General features: G+C 56.7%; 13 protein-coding genes. All 13 read left to right on the top strand.

Annotated elements, in window-relative coordinates; all coding sequences use genetic code 11:
- The first annotated feature begins 101 nt into the window (after positions 1-101).
- The gene (gene lon / locus G4C92_RS01235) at positions 102-2,558 is read left to right on the top strand and encodes an endopeptidase La (RefSeq protein ID WP_274940817.1); all 2,457 of its coding nucleotides are present in this window, start codon (positions 102-104) and stop codon (positions 2,556-2,558) included.
- 172 nt (positions 2,559-2,730) lie between these two features.
- Complete coding sequence (locus tag G4C92_RS01230) at positions 2,731-4,701, top strand: sulfatase-like hydrolase/transferase (RefSeq protein WP_274940816.1); 1,971 nt, start codon at positions 2,731-2,733, stop codon at positions 4,699-4,701.
- A 156-nt stretch (positions 4,702-4,857) separates the two neighbouring features.
- On the top strand, positions 4,858-6,066 hold the full coding sequence (locus tag G4C92_RS01225) for a hypothetical protein (protein WP_274940815.1): 1,209 nt from the start codon (positions 4,858-4,860) through the stop codon (positions 6,064-6,066).
- A gap of 184 nt (positions 6,067-6,250) precedes the next feature.
- Positions 6,251-7,210, top strand: a complete 960-nt coding sequence (locus tag G4C92_RS01220) for an ArsR/SmtB family transcription factor (RefSeq protein WP_274940814.1) — start codon at positions 6,251-6,253, stop codon at positions 7,208-7,210.
- 336 nt (positions 7,211-7,546) lie between these two features.
- On the top strand, positions 7,547-8,944 hold the full coding sequence (locus tag G4C92_RS01215) for an ABC transporter substrate-binding protein (protein ID WP_274940813.1): 1,398 nt from the start codon (positions 7,547-7,549) through the stop codon (positions 8,942-8,944).
- Positions 8,945-9,042: 98 nt separating this feature from the next.
- Positions 9,043-9,933, top strand: coding sequence for a carbohydrate ABC transporter permease (locus G4C92_RS01210; protein WP_274940812.1), 891 nt, complete (start codon positions 9,043-9,045; stop codon positions 9,931-9,933).
- Between the two features lies 1 nt (position 9,934).
- Positions 9,935-10,765 (top strand): carbohydrate ABC transporter permease, encoded by an 831-nt coding sequence (locus G4C92_RS01205; protein WP_274940811.1) that lies wholly within the window; start codon positions 9,935-9,937, stop codon positions 10,763-10,765.
- A gap of 29 nt (positions 10,766-10,794) precedes the next feature.
- On the top strand, positions 10,795-12,573 hold the full coding sequence (locus G4C92_RS01200; RefSeq protein WP_274940810.1) for a glycoside hydrolase family 2 protein: 1,779 nt from the start codon (positions 10,795-10,797) through the stop codon (positions 12,571-12,573).
- Between the two features lie 229 nt (positions 12,574-12,802).
- A complete protein-coding gene (gene malQ, locus G4C92_RS01195; protein ID WP_330654749.1) occupies positions 12,803-14,437 on the top strand; it encodes a 4-alpha-glucanotransferase in 1,635 nt (544 codons plus the stop codon).
- 21 nt (positions 14,438-14,458) lie between these two features.
- Positions 14,459-15,307: a thymidylate synthase gene (gene thyA / locus G4C92_RS01190; RefSeq protein WP_274940809.1), complete on the top strand. Its 849-nt coding sequence runs from the start codon at positions 14,459-14,461 to the stop codon at positions 15,305-15,307.
- A gap of 20 nt (positions 15,308-15,327) precedes the next feature.
- The gene (locus G4C92_RS01185; RefSeq protein WP_274940808.1) at positions 15,328-15,819 is read left to right on the top strand and encodes a dihydrofolate reductase; all 492 of its coding nucleotides are present in this window, start codon (positions 15,328-15,330) and stop codon (positions 15,817-15,819) included.
- 13 nt (positions 15,820-15,832) lie between these two features.
- Positions 15,833-16,906: a flavodoxin-dependent (E)-4-hydroxy-3-methylbut-2-enyl-diphosphate synthase gene (gene ispG / locus G4C92_RS01180; RefSeq protein WP_274940807.1), complete on the top strand. Its 1,074-nt coding sequence runs from the start codon at positions 15,833-15,835 to the stop codon at positions 16,904-16,906.
- Positions 16,907-16,918: 12 nt separating this feature from the next.
- Positions 16,919-21,400, top strand: a complete 4,482-nt coding sequence (locus tag G4C92_RS01175; protein WP_274940806.1) for a PolC-type DNA polymerase III — start codon at positions 16,919-16,921, stop codon at positions 21,398-21,400.
- Positions 21,401-21,420 lie beyond the last annotated feature (20 nt).

Here is a 21,420-nt window from a genome sequence, read left to right as displayed (position 1 = left end):
AAAAAGAACGATATTTGCTTGACAAATCCGGCTGTGGTGATATGATCGAATCAGTGTTAGCACTCATTTAATTATAGTGCTAACAGAACAGGAGGCAGAACATGAGTACAAGCAGTATGATCCTTGCATTTTACAATACGGTTCTTCTGCCGGATGTGGAGTATCGCCTGAGCCTTGAGGAAATTTCCGAGGCGGAAAAAAGCCGGGTCAAGATAGATGACGGACATGTGGTGCTGATGCCGCTGAAGGAAGCGAAGAAGCGCGAAGAGCTGACAGCGGATGACTTCTACGCGCTGGGTGTCGAGGCGGAGGTTCTGGATATCAGTGAAGGACCGATGGGGACGTTTCTCCACGCCCGGACACGCGGCAAGGTGAGGTCGCTGTCTGTCGAAACCGGAGCGGATGTGCTGGAGGGCACGTTTGAACCGGTTGAGGAAGTGATGGATGTCACCTACGTCGGAGAGAAAACGCTGCTCGATACACTGAAGAAGACGACCACGGAGGTGGCGTCGAAGATCAAGGGCGGAGACTATGCGATCGAATACCTGAAGAACCTCAAGTCGGTGAACGAATACGCGGCGGTCTTCTGCCAGTTCTTCGACATGACGGCGGAGGAGAAGTATGAGCTGCTGGAGACAGGATCCTTCCGGGAACGCGGGAAGCTGATTCTCGAGGCGGTCAAGCGGTTCAAGGGTGCCATTGACCTTCAGGTCGATCTTCAGAGCGCGGATGATCCGGAGGGGATCGCCTACAAGAAGGCGGCCATCAAAAAGCAGATGAACCTGCTCGAGAAAGAGCTGAAGGAAATGGAGCCGGAACGGGAGGAGGATGAGGACTCCTTCGAGAAGAGGATCGAGGCTTCCGGCATGCCGGATAACGTCCGGAAGGAGGTGGAGCGCGTGCTCCGCCGCTTCGAACAGGAGCCGACGAACGGAGCGGAGTACAATTCGCTGTATAATTATCTCGATTTCGTCACGACGCTGAAGTGGAAGGTGGAGAAGCAGGATCCAATCGATCTGAAAAAGGCGCGCAAGATCATGGACCGGGACCATTACGGCCTCGATAAGGTAAAGGAGAGAATTCTGCAGCATCTGGCTGTGATGTCGCTCAATGAGAATGCGGACGCGCCGGACCAGAAGGGATCGATCCTGCTGCTGGTCGGAGCTCCCGGCACAGGCAAGACGAGTATGGGACGGTCTGTCGCGGAGGCACTCGGCCGGAAGTATGTCCGGATTTCCCTCGGTGGAATCCGTGACGAGGCGGAGATCCGCGGACACCGCAGAACCTACATCGGCGCGATGCCCGGACGGATTATGGAAGGCATCAAGCGCTCCGGGTCGATGAACCCGGTGGTCGTGCTGGACGAAGTGGACAAGATCAAGTCAAGCTTCGACGGCGATCCCTCCGCAGCACTGCTGGAGGCGCTGGATCCGGAGCAGAACGCGACCTTCGAAGACCACTATGTGGACCTGCCGTACGATCTCTCCCATGTCTTTTTCATCTGTACCGCCAACACATGGGATACGATTCCCCAGCCGCTGTTGGACCGGATGGAGGTAATCGAGCTCGCCGGATACACGCCGGCCGAGCATTTCCATATAGCAAAGGAGCATCTTGTCCCCCAGGCGCTGCATGAGACCGGTCTTTCAAAGAAGGATATCCGCTTCACGGACGGCGCGCTGAGAAAGATCATTTCCGATTATACGATGGAAGCCGGCGTCCGGGGACTGAAGAAGCAGCTTCTGGCCGTCTGCCGGAAAGCAGCCGTCCGGATCGTGGAGGGAAGGATCGGCGACGGCAGCGGGAAGGAGGAGGCGCCGGAAGCAGGTCCGGTGATCGTCCGGGAGAAGAACCTCGAGGAATTTCTGGGGCGGAAGAAGGTCAGCCACGACCGGGTGATGAAAGCCAATCCGGCTGGCGTCGTCACCGGACTTGCCTGGACGCAGGCTGGCGGTGAGATTCTCTTCATCGAGTCGGTGGCAATGAACGGAACCGGTCAGATTCATCTCACCGGTCAGATCGGCGACGTGATGAAGGAGTCGGCGGAGACGGCCGTCTCTCTGGTCCGCAGCATGTTTATGGACAGCGGCCTCGATTTCGCCAAGCGGGATATCCATATTCACATCCCGGAAGGAGCGGTGCCGAAGGACGGACCCAGCGCCGGCATCACGATGTTCACCGCGGTGACCTCGCTTGTCACAGGCATTCCGGTTGATCCGCGGCTCGCGATGACGGGCGAGATCTCGCTGCGCGGCCAGGTGCTGCCGATCGGCGGGCTTCCGGAGAAGCTGATGGCCGCCAACCGGGCCGGCATCCGCAAGGTCCTGATTCCGAAGGAGAATGCACGCGACCTCGAAGACGTGCCGGAGGAAGTACGCAGGGAGCTGGAGATTATTTCGGTGTCCACGGTACGGGACGTGATCCGCGAAGCGCTGCACGTCCGGCTGCCCGAACCGGATCAGCATCCTTTCGGGATGGTGGAGCTTCAGAAAGTGTCGGTGCCCCGCCTTGCGCAGGCAGCGGAGGAGGCGGCAAAGCCGGCTTCGGGAAGTGTTTGACAATTTGAACAGTGTGTGAATTGTGTCTTTTGTCTGCAGTCAGAGGCGGTTTATCTCTTGGGAGATAAACCGCTTTATGCTATAATACCCACGTTTGATTAATCTACCTTTCCGTAAAATCGGGCTTTTGCGAGACGGAATTGCGGTCGGCGGAAGGACAGGGTGTACAGCATTGGGTTACACAGAGAATAAAAACAAAGAAAAAGGCAGACATAAAGGAAAAGCAGGGAGGACGGTACTGTCCGTTCTGTTCCCGATTTTTACCTTTCTCGGCATGATTGCCGTGCTGTCTCTCCGCTGGGTTCTGTCTCAGTGGAGCGGTCTTACGATGGATGAAATCATCTATCAGCTGGAGGCGCCGCTGGAAGGCACGGGAAACAATATGGTGCCTGACTATATGATCAAGTGCCTCGTTCCGGCGCTGGTCTGTACGGCTGCGGCGGTTCTGCTGCTGATGGCGCGCAGAAAGAAGGCGCATTACAGCCGGATCGCCGGCATCGGCCTCGCGGCGATGGTGGGCGTGCTCGTCTTTTCGGTGGTCTATTTCGGCCGCGAAGTGAAGCTGCTGGACTACATCCGGGACCGGAACACCAAGTCGGACTTTATCGAGAACCATTATGTGGATCCGTCGAAGGTGGAGCTCACGTTTCCGAAAAAGAAGCGGAATCTGGTTCAGATCTATATGGAATCCACCGAAGTGACGTTCGCGGACAAGGCCGAAGGCGGCGATTTTGATCAGAATGTGATTCCGGAAATTACAAAGCTCGCGCAGGAGAACGAAGACTTCGCGGGCACAGACAGGAAAAAGCTGAACGGCGGTCTGGCGCTTCCGGGCGCGACCTGGACGATGGGCGCGATTTTCGGCATGGCATCGGGACTCCCGCTCAACATCGACATCGAGCGGAACTCCATGTCCGCGATGACAAGCTTCTTCCCGCAGATCACGACGATGGGAGACCTGCTGAAGGACGAAGGGTACCGGCAGGTCTTCGTGCTCGGATCGGACGCCACGTTCGGCGGCCGGCGGCTGTATTTTCAGCAGCACGGCGATTTTGAGATCCGTGACTATGTCTACGCCAAGGAGAAGGGGATCATTCCGGAGAACTACAAGGTCTGGTGGGGGATGGAGGACGAGAAAACCATCGCGATGGCGAAGGATACGCTGACGGAGCTCGCCTCCGGAGACCAGCCGTTCAACCTGACGCTTCTCACGGTGGACACGCATTTCCCGGACGGGTATGTCTGCGAGCTTTGCGGCGACACTTTCGATGATCAGTACTCGAACGTCTTCGCCTGCTCAAGCAGGCAGATCTCCGAACTGGTGAAATGGATTCAGCAGCAGGACTGGTACGACAACACGACGATCATGATCACCGGCGATCACCCCACGATGGACGCTGATTACTGCGCGAAGGTGCCGGATTCCTATTCCCGCCGCACCTATACCTGCTACATCAACGCGGATGCGAAGGCGAGCGATCCGGAACAGCGCCGGGATTTCTCCACTTTCGACAACTTCCCCACGACGCTGGCGGCGCTGGGCGTCAAGATCGAGGGCAACCGGCTGGGGCTTGGTGTCAATCTCTTTTCAGATGAGAAGACCCTTCTGGAAACGTACGGAGATGATGCGGTCAAGGCGGAGGTTTCAAAGAAGACTGACTTCATCGAGAAGATGGAGCAGCTGGATCCGGAGGTGGAAGCGAACGTAAAGAAATACGGAAGCGTCCGGATCAAGTCCGAGACCTATGACCTGACGCACGGATGGATTTCGATCTCGACGGATCCGTTTGATATTCCGGCGGACGAACCGGTCAAATACATCCATCTGAAGATCTGGGTGGAAAAGGGCGGCCAGATCATCCGCCGGTGGATCCAGACGAAGGAACTGGACGGCGGCGGCTACTACACCACCTTCGATCCGCTGAAGGACCTGGACGGCTACCCCGAGATCTATTATCAGTTCGTGATCAAGTTCGACAACGGCACGAGCTACAATCTGGGGCCACAGGGAACGATCCGGAACCTGCCTGGCCACACTTACTTCGAGGAGAGCAGCACCGGCGACGCGCAGAACGCGGCGGCCGGCGGCCAGGAAGCAACGGGCGGCGACGCGCAGAATGCGGCGGGAGACGGCGAGGCCTGATCCCAGAACCTTTCCAATTGAAAAAAACAGGCGGCTGACTTATACTGATACACAAGTCAGCCGCTTTTTGTTTGATCCGCTCCGGTATCTGAATGAAACGATTCCGCGGCACAGCCCTGCGCGTGAGTGCGGGCGGCTGCATTTTCAGGAGAATATATGAATCAGACACAGACCGTGACGCGTACCGATACTTCTTTTTTCGGCTGCCTCGCTCTCTACCTGTACACGTTTTATTACAATCTGAATGCGACCAATTATACGTCGATCTGGAGCCCGAATGTGTTCCGGCTTCTCTGGATGGCTGTGATAGCCTGCCTGGTTCTTAAAGTACTGCTGATGGATTCGTACCGGCTGAGACAGATCCTGGTCTGGCTGATCCTGCTGGGAACGACGCTTCTTGTTTCAAAAAGAATCGGCTCCAACCGGCTCTTTCTTCAGATGAGTCTCGTGCTGTTTCTGTACGGAATTCCCTTTCGAAAAATTGTCTCACATCTTTTTACGGCGACGGTTCTCGTGCTGCTGTTTGTCTGCGGCTCCATGCAGGCGGGCATTCTGCAGAACTACGAGTTTAACCATGGATCCGGAACGAGGGTTCTGATCGCGAGAGGAATGGGATTCAACTACTACAGCCGCTTTGCCTACCTCTGCCTCGGACTGACGTTCCTCTATCTGTATCTGAGAGGAAAACGCTGCACGTACGTCGAAATTGCCCTGCTGGCAGCCGCGCATGTGCTGCTTTATCGGTATGTCCACACGACGAATCTGGTCGTCCTTACGGCCTGCGGCCTGCTTGTGCTTTATCTCATCGCCGTCCGCTGGCAGTGGCTCCGGTTCCGCGGACGCATCTGGAAATGGATCGCCCTGCTGCTTCCGTGGCTTGCCTTCGGAGGCACGTGGATGATGGTCTGGACGTATGACCATAAGGCGCAGCTGTTCGATCCGTTCCGTAATTCGTTCGATACGCTGATTTCGCGCCTCGATTTTTCGGTCACGGCCTATCATCAGTACGGGATCCGGCTGTTCGGAAATCATGTGACGCTGCAGGGAAACCGCTATGTCAACTTTAAGACCATGTCCGGAGGGCTTTATATCGACAGCAACTATGTCTACCTTCCGGTAGTGTACGGCGCCGTTTTCACGGTGCTGTTTCTGGGTCTTCTGTCCGCGCTGGGCCTCTGGATCTGGAAGAAGAGGGAGCCGTATCTCTACCTGTGGTTCTGTGTGATTGTGCTGATTTCCGTTGTCAACAATTTCCTCCTGTTCTTTTTCTGCGATGCGCTTGTCCTGCTTGCGGGAGACATGATCTGCGGCTCGCAGGAGAAAGAGAGCGGTGAAGCGCGCGGGCATTCAGAAGGAAAGAATTGATCCGGATCTTATATCCGCATCCCGGCGGATTGGAGACGTACGGCTGTTTTCGTATCCCATCATGGGGCCGACGACAGGAGAGCCGGCGCAGCTCCGGCTGAAGGAGCGGTTTTCCATGGAGGCGTATACGCGGAACGGTCAGGACGTCTGCCGAAAGACAGTCTGCGGAAAGTGAGGGGATCGCATGGCAAAAATCCGCAATTATTTCATCGACTCGGATACGGAAGCGATCTGTGCACTGGGCAGAGCGCTTTCCTCGCCTGACCGGATCCGGATTCTTCAGCTGATCGCCCATGACAACATGATTATCAGCGACATTTCCCGGGCGCTCAAAATTCCCCAGTCCTCCGTCGCCTTTCATCTGAAGATCCTTCAGGAGGCGGGACTTATCCGGATGGAGGAGCAGCCGGGCCGCCACGGTGTCTCGAAGATGTGCAGCCGTGTTCCGGATTTCACAAATATCCAGTTTGTCGGAGGATACGGCGATATGGACGAGTCTTACAGCGTGGAGATGCCGGTGGGCGGCTATATCTCCGTCGATCCGTATCCGACCTGCGGTCTCTGTGCACCGGAGGGCCCGGTCGGGATGGAAGACCGGGTGTACAGCTTTTATCTTCCGGAAAGACAGCGCGCCGGGATTCTGTGGACCTCTCGCGGAAGCGTGACGTACCGATTCGGCACTGCGCTGCGGGTCAGCGATACCATCCGCAGTGTGCGCTTTTCGATGGAACTCTGTTCGGAGGCGCCGGGGTACCGCGAGGACTGGAAGTCGGACGTGACATTCTGGGTCAATGGCGTCGAGTGCGCCACCTGGACCTGCCCGGGCGATTACGGCGCCTTCCACGGCCGGCTGAACCCGCCGGTCTGGCAGAGCGGGCAAAGTCAGTACGGTGATCTGGTGGTGCTCGAGGTCAATGAGAAAGGCTGTTTTCTGAACCGCCAGAAAGCATCGGATCTCACAGCCCGGGAGGTGTTCGCCGAAACGCGGCCGTTTGTCGAACTCTGCATCGGCAACAAACCGGATGCCCGCCACGTAGGCGGCTTCAATCTGTTCGGAAAGACGTTCGGAAACTATGAACAGGACATCGTCATGAGCATCGGGTATCATCAGAACGCCCTCACGCCGGACCAGCTGCTGACATGACGGGCGAAAACGATTAAGTCAGAATGACCGCCGGAATCATTGTTTCCGGCGGTCGTTTTTATCCTGTATATAACAGTGATACTGTTGTATAAATAACAGATTTGCACTTCACAGCATAAAATAGCCATATTATGACGAAAATTGGCAGTCAATAGATTGACATATCGTCGTTATTGCTATATAACTGATTATATAAGCGACAGAAATGTTGCAAATATTGACAGGACATCAATTTTGCAACAATGATGCTGTTGTATGCTGTGGCCGCGGCGAACAAAACGAAATGACGAGGGAAAACATCCCGGACGGAAACCGGGGAGAAAAGGAGGAACTTTCATGAGGAAGAAATGGATTAGTCTGGCACTGACCGGCGCGATGGCCGTATCGATGATCGGAAGCATGGCTGTTCAGGCGGATTCAGCGGTCGCGTCAGAGGCGACGTCTTCTGCCGAGGCGCTGGCAGGCGTGACATCAGGCGCGACCTACGGGGCGGATGCGGATGTGAACAGCGACGGAACCGTCAACAATCCCGAGAAGGTGCAGGTGAACGAGAACAACCTTGTGATGTGGTCACTTTTCACGGGCGGCGACGGCGAGTGGTTCTCCAAGATTGTCAATCAGTACAATTCGACACAGAATCCGGATCACCCGGTGACCGCGATCACGCTTGTCTGGGACGATTATTATACGAAACTTCAGACCGCCATCGCGACGGGCAACGGCCCTGACATCGGCATCTCCCATGTCTCCAAGCTCTATGAGCTGGCGGAGACGGGAGCCATCGAACCGCTTGACGATTACCTGAAGCAGATGGACATCAACCTGAGCGACTACTATGAGCAGGCTTCCATCGACGCGGTGACCATCGACGGCCACATTTACGCAATCCCGCTTGATACGCACGCGGAGGTGCTCTACTACAATCTGGACCTGCTGAAGCAGGCAGGCATCTCCGAGGATGATGTGAAGAATATCAAGAGCAAGGACGACTTCACCGCTCTTCTGAAGAAATGCAAGGACGCGCTTCCTTCGGATGTCTCTCCGCTTTCCATCACACAGCAGGGCGACGATCCGTTCCGTATGTGGTACGCGGACTATTTCCAGGACGGCGGCGCGGATTTTGTGAACGAGGACGCTTCCGAGACGACGATCGACGAGGACAAGTGCAAGGAAGTCATGGAGTGGGAGAAGAGCCTCTATGACGACGGTCTGATCCTTCCGGCGATTGATGACCATCAGGCTCTGTTCCAGGCCGGCAAGGCGGCTTTCTGCATCACCGGTACATGGGCGACGGGCGTCTTTGAACAGACAGAAGGACTGAACTTTAACAATGCGGATTTTCCGGCGCTCTTCGGAACGGGTGACAATCAGTACTGCTGGGCTGACTCCCACACGCTGGTTCTGCCGGTCAAGAAGGACAGAACGGATGACGAGTCGCTCTCCGCGGCCAAATTCCTTTTCTACGCGTCGAATGACGGCGGCATCATCTGGGCCGGATCCGGTCAGATTCCGTCCGCGAAGAAGGCGAACCAGAGCGATGAGTACAAACAGATGAAGGGATACAATGTGGTCGATGAGCTGACCCATGCCAAGTATGCGCCGAGAACCACGAGCTATTACGGCGGCATGAAGGCGGAGATCATCGATGCGCTCAACGGTTACTGGACCGGAGAGACGGATCTCGACACCGCCTACAATAATGTTTATACGGCGATCGACAACAACCTTGACTGACCGGTCTTCGGGAACCGCTGATTTGCCGGGGAGAGAAGGCTCTCCCCGGCATTTTTCGGAATCATGGCCGCAGAGGAAAACAAGGGAGCAGATTGAATATGAAGACGAAACAGGTTTACAAGAAAAGAGAAACGCTGATGGGCTGGGCCTTCGTCCTTCCGTTTCTCATCCTTTTCACGGTTTTCATTATCTATCCGGTCGTGCAGGGTGTCTGGGTCAGCCTGAATGACTGGTCGCTGATGGGGCGCCTGCGCTTTATCGGACTCGGAAATTACCAGAAGATGCTGGGAGACAAAAACTTCTGGGAGGCGCTTCAGCATACCTGCCTCTTCGTCGTGTTCTGCGTGCCTCTGGTTGTAATCCTGTCTCTGGTACTGGCGCTGCTGGCGAACAGAAAGACCCGGTTCCGCAGATTCCTGAGAACCAGCTTTTATCTTCCGGGAATCCTTTCTGTCTCAGTCGCTTCGTACGTCGCGCAGTACACCTTCGCGCCGTACCGCGGACTGATCAACGGGATTCTTGAATCGCTCGGCGCGGTGACGACCAAGACGGAGCCGCTCTGGCTTCAGGATCCGAAGCTTGTCTGGGCCACCATCGTCTTCATGACCGGCTGGTGGACGCTCGGCTTCCCGATGCTGCTGTATCTGTCGGCGCTGCAGGACATTTCCCCGGAGATCATGGAGGCGGCCGAGGTAGACGGCGCCAATGCCCGCCAGAGACTGTTCCAGATCACCCTTCCGCTTCTGAAGCGGACGATCTATCTTGTGATCATGCTTCAGGTGATCGCGTCCTTCAAGGTCTTCGGACAGATCCGGCTGATCACGAAGGGCGGACCGGCCAACAAGACAAGACCGCTGATCATGTACATTTATCAGCAGGCGTTCGACAAGAACAAGCTTGGCTATGCCGCTGCGATGTCCTACGCATTGTTTCTGATTCTGATCGTCTGCACGATCGTTCAGCTGAAGCTGCAGAAAGGGGATGACTGATATGTCCAGATCAAGGAAGTCTGCCGGCGGTACGGTGCTGACCGTCATATCCCTGCTGCTTGCCTTTTTCATGCTGTTTCCGATCATCTGGTCCTTTTTCTGTTCGATTCAAAGTGAGTCCAAACAGTTTGCGGTGATCTGGGACTGGTTCAAGCCGCCTTATACGCTGACCAATTACCGCTACATTCTTTCCGGAACAAGCGTGTTCCGGTGGTTCATCAATTCGCTGGTCACATCGGTTCTGAGCACCGTGATCACCGTTCTGATCTCAACGATGGCCGCGTACGCGATCGCGAAGATCCGTTTCCGTGCGGCCAAGGCGCTTTACTACTACATCATGGTCGGGCTTCTCGTTCCGACCGAGGCGACGATCGTTCCGCTGTTCATCGAAGTGAACAAGATGAATCTGATCAACACCTACGCGGGCCTGATCCTTCCCGGCGTGGCCGGAGCCATGAATCTGGTCATCTGCGTCTCGTTTTTCAGAGGACTTCCCAATGAACTGATTGAGGCGGTCCGGATCGACGGGGGCGGCGAATTTACGATTTTCCGTGCCGTTGTCCTTCCGCTCTCGCGGCCGATTATCGCCACGATCTCGATTCTGTCGTTCATCGGTTCGTGGAACAATTACCTGTGGCCGCTGCTGTGCGTGTTCACCGATGATATGTATACACTTCCGGTAGGACTGCCGACGTTCATGTCCATCGCCCGCCCGAACTACTCGGTTCCGATGACGGCCAATATGGTGGCTTCGATTCCGGCCATCATCCTGTATCTGGTCTTTGAGCGTCAGATCACGGAGGGGATTACGGTCGGAAGCATCAAGGGATGAAGGATCATCATTGACCTGGAGGAGACAACATGAAAACTTATATCAAAAACTACCCCAGACCGCAGCTGGTCCGCCGGAACTGGCAGAATCTGGACGGTGCATGGGATTTTGCATTTGATGACGATGACCGGGGAGAGAGCTCCGGATATCCCGGTGGCTTTGAAAAGCAGAAGACGATCCTGGTTCCGTTCACCTATGAGACGGAGATGAGCGGAATTCATGACCCGGCGCGACACGACCATATCTGGTACCAGAGAAGAGTGGAAATGCACCCGGAGACGGGAAAACGGATCCTCATTCATTTTGAGGGGAGCGACTACCGGACGCGCGTCTGGGTGAACGGGCGGTTCGTCGGCGAACATGAAGGCGGTTACGCGCGCTTCACGTTTGATGTCACAAATGCGATTGTCGACGGAAGCAACCTGATCGTCGTGAAAGCGGATGATTCGTTCGCTCTTACGCAGCCGAGAGGAAAACAGAGATGGCAGAATGAGAACTTCGCATGCTGGTATGTTCAGACGACGGGCATCTGGAAGACCGTCTGGCTTGAAAGCGTTCCGGAGACGTACATCCGGTCGCTGAAACTGACGCCGGATATTCATCGTCTTGAGCTTGAAATCGAATCAGACGTGGCAGGAGCAGAAGAGCCCGGACGGAACCTTGCTATGACCGCAAAGGTCTCCTTTGAAGGACATGAGATTGCGACGCTGACCGGTTCCCTCACTTCTGCACAGACGCCGCTCCGGATCAGCGTGGCCCGTCCGGACGAGACGGCTGCGGGCGTTCATCTCTGGAGCCCGGAGTCGCCCGCACTCTATGATCTGGAAGTAACGGTGACGGAGAATGGAAAGTGCCTGGATACCGTTTATTCCTATTTCGGTATGAGAGAGATCCGGATCGACAAGGGCAACATTCTGCTGAACGGCCATCCTCTTTATCAGAGGCTGATTCTCGACCAGGGGTACTGGAAGGAATCGGGCCTCACGGCTCCTTCAGAGAACGCGCTCGTGACGGACATTGACCGTATCCACGAGCTTGGTTTCAACGGCCTCCGCAAACATATGAAAGTGGAGGATGAACGTTTCCTGTACTGGTGCGATGTGAAAGGCATGCTGGTCTGGAGCGAGATGGCGGCGACATACCAGTTCTCGGACAAGGCAGTCAGGAACTTCACAAAGGAGTGGATGGAAGTCGTCGCCCAGAATTACAGCCATCCTTCCATCATCACATGGACGCCGTTCAACGAGTCATGGGGCGTCCCGGACGTCGAGACGGACCGGACACAGCAGCATTTTACTGAAGCGATCTATCATCTGACGAAGAGCTTCGATCCGATGCGACCGGTGATTGTCAATGACGGCTGGGAGCATACCGTCTCCGATATCATCACGCTTCACGATTATGAAGAAGAGGGAGAGACACTTCTTGAACGCTATCTGACGCATAAAGATGAGATTATGACGACGGAGATGTACCACTGCCGAGGGAAGTCTGCGATGGCGAATGGCTTCAGCTATCACGGACAGCCGGTGATCATCAGTGAATACGGCGGCATCGCGTTCCGGAAGCGCGGAGAGGGAGAATGGGGCTACGGCCACGGCGTGGCGGATGAGGAGGATTTCCTCAGGCGTTACGACCGGATCACGACGGCGATCCGGAAGATTCCGTGGATCTGCGGATTCTGCTACACGCAGGTTTCGGATGTCGAGCAGGAGGTCAACGGGCTGATGACCGCCGACAGAGAGTATAAGGTAAATCCCGGGAAGATCGCGGAGGTGAATACCCGGGAAACCGCGTTCCATGCGTGAACGGATGACGGTTTCTGATGAAAGAACCCGGGAAGGAAAGCACAGCCGTACAGTGCCGGAGGCGGACAGACCGGAGAGGATGAGGAGAATCGGCGTGCGGAGCGGGCGGCTGCCCGCTCCGCACGTCTGTTCTGCGGTATCCGGTCCTTCTGGCGGTTTCACTTCGCAGGGTGTATAATAAACCGGACGGCCGCGGAACTTCGCAAAACGGCCGTGCAGCCTTTTCAGAATGACGGGGTATTCAGATATGAGAGCAAGCGGTATTCTGTATCCGGTTTCGTCGCTTCCTTCGCGCTACGGGATCGGGTGCTTTTCCATAGAAGCATATGAATTTATCGATTTTCTGTATGAGTCCGGCCAGACGTACTGGCAGGTGCTGCCGTTCGGACCGACCGGATTCGGAGACTCTCCGTACCAGAGCTTCTCAACCTTCGCGGGCAATCCGTATTTCATCGCGCCGGATCAGCTGATTGATCAGGACTTCCTTACGAGAGAGGAATGCGACTCTCTCTTCTGGGGATCGGACCCGGAAAGAGTGGACTATGACGCGATGTACCAGAACCGCTTCCGCATGCTGCGGACGGCGTATCACCGCTTCCGCGAGACGGAGGAGGAGAATGAGCCTTTTCAGACGTTTGTCCGGGAGAACCGCGACTGGCTGGAGGATTACTGCCTCTTCATGGCGCTGAAGGAGAAATACCGGAACAAGCTGTGGACAGAGTGGGATATGCCTTACCGCAACCGGGATCACAAGGCGATGGCGGTGCTGGAGGAGGTGATCGGCGAGACCGTTGACTTCTTCCGTTTTCAGCAGTTTGAGTTCATGCGGCAGTGGAAAAAGCTGCGCGCTTACGCGAATGACAGGGGAATCCGGATTATCGGCGATATCCCCTTCTATGTGGCGTTCGACAGCGCGGATACATGGGCTCATCCGGAGATGTTTTCCTTCGATGAGGAGTATGAGCCGACGAAGGTCGCCGGCTGCCCGCCGGACGCTTTTTCGTCCACGGGGCAGCTGTGGGGAAACCCGGTCTATGACTGGGATTATCTTGCCCGCCGGAACTATGACTGGTGGATCAGGCGGATTGCCCGCTGCATGGAATTTTTCGATGTGATCCGCATCGACCATTTCCGGGGCTTTGACGAGTATTACGCGGTTCCGTACGGGGACAGGACGGCTGAGAACGGGAAATGGGAGAAAGGACCGGGACTCGATCTTTTTAAACAGATCCGGGAGGAGCTGGGAGACGTGAGGATCGTCGCGGAGGATCTCGGCTTCATCACGCCCAGTGTCCGGAAACTGCTTTCCGATACGGGATTCCCGGGTATGAAGGTTCTGCAGTTCGCTTTTGATTCGAGTGAATCATCCCTCTACCTGCCTTATAAGCATGAGCGGAACTGCGTGGTCTACACGGGCACGCATGACAATATGACGACCCGCGGATGGATCGAGAGCATCAGCGATCATGACCGCGACTATGCCCGCCGGTACATCAACTCAGTTCATACGGATTACGGTCAGTTTACATGGGATTTTATCCGCGAAGCGTTCCGTTCTGTGGCGGATACCTGCATCATCCCGATTCAGGACTTTCTTGTGAAAGGCAATGAGGCACGCATGAACTGTCCGTCAGTGGGAGGAGGAAACTGGCGCTGGCGTGTGGCGCCGCATTTTCTCTCGGATGATCTGGCGCGGTCCATTCTCGAGCTGACGCGTCTCTATGGGCGGATGCGGAAGGAACCGGAGAAAGCAGATACTGACGGAGAGACAGAGGATCAGAAGGCAGCGCCGGACGAAGCGGAAACATCCGGCGGGGAGGGAGCGGCGAGACAGGCGGAGACGGCCTGCGGGACCGCTTCCTGAACGATCAGGGAGAAAAATTGAATGAGCTACGCGGATGAGGTTTTTATTTCCATGTGCCGGGATATTCTGGACAGCGGAACAGATACCCGGGGGGAAAAGGTACGCCCGCACTGGGAGGACGGGACGCCGGCGTATACGATCAAGCAGTTCGGCGTCTGCAACCGGTATGATCTGAGAAAGGAATTTCCGGCGATTACGCTCCGCCGGACTGCACTGAAGAGCTGCATGGATGAGATTCTCTGGATCTGGCAGAAGAAATCGAACAATATTCATGATCTTCATTCGGGCATCTGGGACTCATGGGCCGATGAGAACGGTTCGATCGGCAAAGCCTACGGCTATCAGATGGGCGTGAAGCACCAGTATCCGGAGGGCTGGTTCGACCAGACCGACCGGATCCTTTATGAACTGAAGCATCATCCATTCAGCCGCCGGATGGTCACCTCCCTCTACAATCATCATGACCTCCACGAGATGGGACTCTATCCCTGCGCGTGGTCGGTCACCTTCAACGTGACCGAGCATCCGGGCGACGACCGGCCGACTCTGAACGCCGTGCTGACGCAGCGGTCACAGGACGTGCTCACGGCAAACAACTGGAATGTGGCGCAGTATGCGATTCTTCTGATGATGTTTGCCCAGGTCAGCGGCATGATTCCGGGACAGCTTGTGCATATGATCGCGGACGCGCATATCTATGACCGGCATGTGCCCATCGTCGAGGAACTGATCCGCCGGCCGACATACCCGGCGCCGCTCGTGCGGCTGAATCCGGAGATCCGGGATTTCTACGATTTCACCACAGACGACCTGATCGTGGAACACTATGAGCACGGACCCCAGGTGACGCATATACCGGTAGCCGTCTGAGCACGCGGAAAGGGAAGAATATGAATCTGATTGCAGCGGTGGACAGGAACTGGGCCATCGGCAGAAACGGAAAGCTGCTGGTTTCGATTCCGCAGGATATGGCGTATTTCCGTCAGATGACGACGGGAAAAGTGGTGATTATGGGACGAAAGACGCTTGAGTCCTTTCCGAAGAAAAAACCGCTCCGGAACCGGGCGGAGAATATCGTCATCACGAGACAGATGGATTATCAGGCGGAGGGCGCCACTGTGGTCCATTCTGTGGAGGAAGCGCTGAACGCGGCCGCCCGGTATGACACGAGGGACGTCTTCGTGATCGGCGGAGGCGAGGTTTACCGCTCCCTTCTTCCGTACTGCGATACGGCGTATATCACGAAAATCGATTTCGCCTATGACGCGGACACGCGGCTCCCCGACCTGGATCATGATCCGGAGTGGGAGAAGGTTCGCGCCACGGACGAACTGACGTATTTCGATCTTGTTTATGAGTTTGATACATACCGCAGAAAATGACCGGGAGGTGTTTATGAACCGGGAGCATACGAAGGAGATCCGGATCGGCAGCCGTGTGATCGGCGGAGGCCATCCCATCGCGATCCAGTCGATGACGAACACAAAGACAGAGGATGCGGATGCGACGGCGGCGCAGATCATCGCCCTGGAGAAGGCGGGCTGCGACATCGTGCGCTGCACGGTGCCGACCAGAGAGGCGGCGGAGGCGCTGGAGCAGATCAAAAAGCGCATCCATATCCCGCTGGTGGCGGACATTCATTTCAATTATCAGCTCGCGATCGCGGCGATCGAGCACGGTGCGGACAAGATCCGGATCAATCCGGGGAACATCGGAGGCCCGGAGCATATCCGCGATGTGGTCGCCGCGGCCCGCATGCGGAACATCCCGATCCGCGTCGGCGTAAATTCCGGTTCGCTGGAGCAGGACGTGATCCGGCGCCACGGCGGCCGCGTGACGGCCGAGGGACTGGTGGAAAGCGCGCTCGACAAGGTGCGGATGATCGAGGACTTTGACTACGACAATCTGGTCATCAGCATCAAGTCGTCGGATGTACTGATGTGTATCAAAGCCTACGAGCTGATGTCTGAGCAGACGGCCTATCCGCTTCATGTTGGCATCACGGAGGCCGGGACGGTTTTCTCAGGCAACGTCAAGTCGGCTGTGGGGCTGGGTATCCTGCTTCACGAGGGAATCGGCGATACGATCCGGGTTTCTCTGACAGGCGATCCACTGGAAGAGGTCCGCTCGGCTAAACTGATTCTGCGGTCACTGGGACTTCGGAGAGGCGGCATCGAGGTGGTTTCCTGTCCGACCTGCGGGCGGACGGAGATCGATCTGATCACGCTGGCGAATCAGGTGGAGCAGATGGTGCAGGATATTCCGCTGGATCTGAAGGTGGCCGTGATGGGCTGCGTGGTGAACGGTCCGGGAGAGGCAAAAGAAGCGGATTTCGGCATTGCCGGCGGCAGGCACGAGGGACTGCTCATCCGCCATGGCGAGATCATCAGAAAAGTGCCGGAGGATCAGCTGCTCGGTGCGCTCCGGGAGGAGCTGCTGAGAGTGAGCAGTCCGGACGGTCTCAGCTGACTGTGAGGGTTCATGAATCAGGCAAAACCATTTCTGGAGGCGTTTCCTGGCCTTGATGTCGATCCGAAGATCCGGGCTCTTCTCGAGTATGTGAAGGTGGAGCGGATTACGGTCAATCATGCGAGGAATCGCCTCAAAATCTATATTGTATCGGAAAACTGGCTGAAGAAGCAGCATATCTACCGGCTCGAGGATGCCATCTCCGCGCAGGTCTTCGGAAACGCGGGCCGCATGGAGGTGAAGGTCATCGAGCATTTTGTGCTGTCCGGATCCTACAGCGCGTCCAATTTTTACAAGGCGTACCGGTCCAGCATGGTGACCGAGCTGAAGAACGTCGACCCGCTGCTGGAGCAGGCCTTTCTGCATTCCGAACTGACGTTCGGGGAGACGGAGGACGAGGCCGGAAGGAAGGAAAGCACGGAGGAGGCAGAGACTGAGCCGCAAGGCGGGTGCAGCCCGTTCCAGACGGTCACGGTCACAGTACCGGACAGTGCCGTCTTTCTGAGGGAGCAGGACCGGCTGATTGCCTACGTGGAGAAGATTTTCTGCGAACGCGCCGGTTTCAAAAATGTCGAAGTGCTGGGAAAGGTATCGGAGAAGAAGGCGGCATCCGCGAGGGAGGCGGACGACCTGCAGATCGAAGAGAAGATCCGCGAGGTGATGGAACGCAACGAGAAGCGTCACGCCGGCGCGGCTGTCGAGAAAAAGCTTCCTGTGAAAGAGGAAAAGCAGTACAGCCGGCGTCACCAGAGTCTGGCAAAGGATGCGTCCGTCCTCTACGGACGGGCCTTCGATGACGAACCCGACCCGATCAGCTCACTGGGAGACGATCCGAGAGAAGTGACCGTGCGGGGCGAAGTTTTCGCGACGGAGAGCCGGGAGACACGGAGCGGCCGCATCATTTTCACGGTTGCCGTCACAGACTACACTGACAGCCTCCGTTTCAAGTTGTGGTTTGACAAGGAGGATCTCCCGGAATACGAGTCGGCCTTCCGGAAGGGCAGCTGTTTTGTGATCAAGGGCCTGATGGATCTGGACCCCTATGACCGGGAGATGATGATCAAGAGCGTGTACGGCATCCGCCGGATTCCGCCGTTCCGCGAGGCACGGGAAGATCACGCGACGGTGAAGCGGGTCGAGCTGCACTGCCATACGCAGATGTCGGATATGGACGCGGTGGCCTCGGCGACCTCCATCGTCAAACAGGCCTACCGGTTCGGCATGAAAGCGATCGCCATCACCGACCATGGTGTCGTGCAGGCGTTTCCGGAGGCAAAGAAGTGCTTCGGAGGGAAGGGCGGTATTCCGAAAGACGCGGATCTCAAGGTGATCTACGGCATGGAGGGCTATCTGGTCGACGACATGAAGAATCTGGTCGGCGGCGCCGTCGAGGGAAGAATCGACGGTCCCTGTGTCGTGTTCGATGTCGTGACGACCGGTCAGAGTCCTTTTACGCACGATATCATCGAGATTGCTGCACAGAAGATCGAAGGCGGACGGCTGACGGAAGAGTTTTCCACGCTGGTCAATCCCGGGCGGCCGATCCCGTTCTCCATCCAGACGGAGGTGGGGATCACCGACAATATGGTGATTTCGTCTCCGGATCTGGAACACGCGATGAGGGCTTTCGCGGAGTTCGCCGGCAGTCTGCCGCTGATCGCCTATGATGCGGATCAGGGCATGAACTTTATCCTGGCCGCCTGCGAGCGGTATGGAATCGAGCCACCGGGCCGGACTTTCATCGATATTCCCGCGGTGGCCCGCTACCTTCTCCCGGGACTCGGCAAGATCCGGTTCCGGACGCTTATCCGCCATCTGAAGGTGCCGAATACGGACGAGATGCGCGCGTTCCCGCGGGCAAGGAGTATGGCGATGGCCTATCTCCGGCTGCTCGAAGGGATGGAGAGCCAGAACATCGTCACGTTCGGAGACCTCAATGCGAAGGGCGCTGTCTCGGTGGATCGTATCCGGAACCTGAAATACTACCACATCATCCTGCTGGCGAAGAATGAGATCGGGCGGCGCAACCTTTATACGCTGGTTTCGGAGTCGCATCTGAAGTATTTCAAGACAAGGCCGCGGATTCCGCGCTCCGTTCTGAACGCGCACAGAGAGGGACTGATTCTCGGGAGCGCCTGCTCGGCGGGCGAGCTGTATCAGGCTATCTTAAGCGGCGCTTCGGACGCGGAGATCGCCCGGATCACCGGGTACTACGACTATCTTGAGATCCAGCCCACAGGCAACAACAACTACCTGATCGGAGAGACAAGGAGCGGGATCCGGTCGGTGGAGGATCTCCGTGACATCAACCGGCGGATCGTCCGGCTCGGGGACCAGTTCCGCAAGCCGGTCTGCGCCACATGTGACGTGCACTTCCTGAATCCGGAGGACGCGATCTACCGGTCGATCATTCAGGCCGGACACGGCTTCACGGAGGAGGCGTCCGGCCAGCCGCCGCTCTATCTCCGGACGACGGAGGAGATGCTGGCTGAATTTTCCTATCTCGGGGAGGAAAAATGCCGGGAGGTTGTCATCACGAACACCAACCGGATCGCGGAACAGATCGGGGATGTGTCGCCGATCTATCCGTACAAATGTCCGCCGTCGATTCCTCACGCGGCGGAGGATCTGGAGGCGATGTGCTACGAGACCGCCCGGGAGTGGTACGGCGATCCGATACCGGAACTCGTCCGGTCGCGGCTGGACAAGGAGCTCGGCTCCATCATCCGGAACGGGTACGCGGTGATGTATATCATCGCGCAGAAGCTGGTGAAGAAGTCGAACGATGACGGCTATCTGGTCGGTTCCCGGGGGTCGGTGGGCAGTTCCTTCGTCGCGACGATGTCGCATATCACGGAGGTGAATCCGCTGCCGCCTCACTACCGCTGCCCGAAATGCCGGTACAGCGAATTCGACTCGGAGGAAACCCGTCTCGCCCACGCCGAGGGACGGAGCGGATGCGACATGCCGGACAAGTTCTGTCCGCACTGCGGGACGAAGATGATCAAGGACGGCTTCGATATCCCGTTTGAGACCTTCCTCGGTTTCAAGGGAGACAAGGAGCCGGACATCGATCTGAATTTCTCCGGCGACGAGCAGGGCGTCGCGCAGCAGTTCGTGGAGGTGATTTTCGGAAAGGGACAGACCTTCAAGGCGGGCACGATCGGCACGGTGGCGGACAAGACGGCCTACGGTTACGCGATGCATTATTTTGAGGACAAGGGCGAGGCGAAGAAGAGCTGCGAGCTGGAACGACTCTCGGCGGGCTGCGTCGGCGTCCGACGCACGACCGGCCAGCACCCGGGCGGCGTCATCGTCCTCCCGAAGGGGATGGACATCAACTGGTTCACGCCGATTCAGCACCCGGCCAACGACATGAACTCACCGTTCATCACGACGCATTTCGATTATCATTCCATCGACACGAACCTGCTGAAGCTGGATATTCTCGGACACGATGATCCGACCATCATCCGTATGCTGCAGGATCTGACGGGAACGGATCCCCATGATGTGCCGCTGGACGACAAGGGCGTTCTCTCCCTCTTTCAGGGAACGGAGGCACTCGGCGTGACGAAGGCGGATCTTGACGGGTGCGATCTGGGGACGCTGGGCGTGCCGGAGTTCGGTACCAGCTTCGTCATGGGGATGCTGCGGGAGACGAAGCCGAAAACGTTTTCGGAACTGATCCGGATTTCCGGTCTTTCCCACGGGACGGATGTCTGGCTGGACAACGCGCAGTATTTCATCGAGAGAGGAGATTGCACGCTGGGCACCGCGATCTGCACCCGTGATGATATCATGCTGAATCTCATTCAGTGGGGCGTCGAGCCGGAGCACAGCTTCAAGATCATGGAAGCCGTTCGGAAGGGCCGCGGGCTTTCCCCGGAGCAGGAGAAGGAGATGCGTGACCATGGTGTGCCGGACTGGTACATCGAATCCTGCAAGCGTATCAAATATATGTTTCCGAAGGCGCACGCGGCGGCTTACGTCATGAACGCGTTCCGCATCGCCTATTACAAGATCAATTATCCGCTTGCCTACTATGCCGCCATGTTCTCGATCCGCCTGAAGACGTTCAATTACGAGCATATGTGCCAGGGACGGGAGAAGCTCGATTATTACGCGGATCAGATCAAAAAGGAGGCCGATCCGTCGGCGAAGGAGAAGGAAGAACTCGATGATATGCGTCTTGTGCGGGAAATGTATGCCAGAGGCTTTTCCTTCCACAGGCTCGACCTGTACCGTGCGCATGCGACGCGCTGCTCCATCATCGACGGAAAGATCATGCCTCCGCTGAACTCGGTGGGCGGTCTCGGGGACACGCAGGCGATCGCCGTGGAAGAGGAGACGAAGAAGGGGCCCTTCCTTTCGAAGGACGACTTCCGGGAGCGCACGAAGGTATCGAAAACGATCATCGATCTGCTGGAGGAGATGGGCGTTCTGAAGGATATCCCGGAGAGCAACCAGATCTCACTGTTTGATCTTGTTTGACGGCCGGATCCGGATCAGGT

It is taken from the genome of Chordicoccus furentiruminis (assembly GCF_019355395.1).
GTDB lineage: Bacteria > Bacillota > Clostridia > Lachnospirales > Lachnospiraceae > Chordicoccus > Chordicoccus furentiruminis.
This window is presented reverse-complemented; position numbering and strand designations above follow the sequence as displayed.

Excerpts from the sequence above, each read along its gene's own strand:
- lon (WP_274940817.1), top strand. The coding sequence starts at position 102 with ATGAGTACAAGCAGTATGATCCTTGCATTTTACAATACGGTTCTTCTG.
- G4C92_RS01225 (WP_274940815.1), top strand. The coding sequence starts at position 4,858 with ATGAATCAGACACAGACCGTGACGCGTACCGATACTTCTTTTTTCGGC.
- G4C92_RS01220 (WP_274940814.1), top strand. The coding sequence starts at position 6,251 with ATGGCAAAAATCCGCAATTATTTCATCGACTCGGATACGGAAGCGATC.
- G4C92_RS01215 (WP_274940813.1), top strand. The coding sequence starts at position 7,547 with ATGAGGAAGAAATGGATTAGTCTGGCACTGACCGGCGCGATGGCCGTA.
- G4C92_RS01210 (WP_274940812.1), top strand. The coding sequence starts at position 9,043 with ATGAAGACGAAACAGGTTTACAAGAAAAGAGAAACGCTGATGGGCTGG.
- G4C92_RS01205 (WP_274940811.1), top strand. The coding sequence starts at position 9,935 with ATGTCCAGATCAAGGAAGTCTGCCGGCGGTACGGTGCTGACCGTCATA.
- G4C92_RS01200 (WP_274940810.1), top strand. The coding sequence starts at position 10,795 with ATGAAAACTTATATCAAAAACTACCCCAGACCGCAGCTGGTCCGCCGG.
- malQ (WP_330654749.1), top strand. The coding sequence starts at position 12,803 with ATGACGGGGTATTCAGATATGAGAGCAAGCGGTATTCTGTATCCGGTT.
- thyA (WP_274940809.1), top strand. The coding sequence starts at position 14,459 with ATGAGCTACGCGGATGAGGTTTTTATTTCCATGTGCCGGGATATTCTG.
- G4C92_RS01185 (WP_274940808.1), top strand. The coding sequence starts at position 15,328 with ATGAATCTGATTGCAGCGGTGGACAGGAACTGGGCCATCGGCAGAAAC.
- ispG (WP_274940807.1), top strand. The coding sequence starts at position 15,833 with ATGAACCGGGAGCATACGAAGGAGATCCGGATCGGCAGCCGTGTGATC.
- G4C92_RS01175 (WP_274940806.1), top strand. The coding sequence starts at position 16,919 with ATGAATCAGGCAAAACCATTTCTGGAGGCGTTTCCTGGCCTTGATGTC.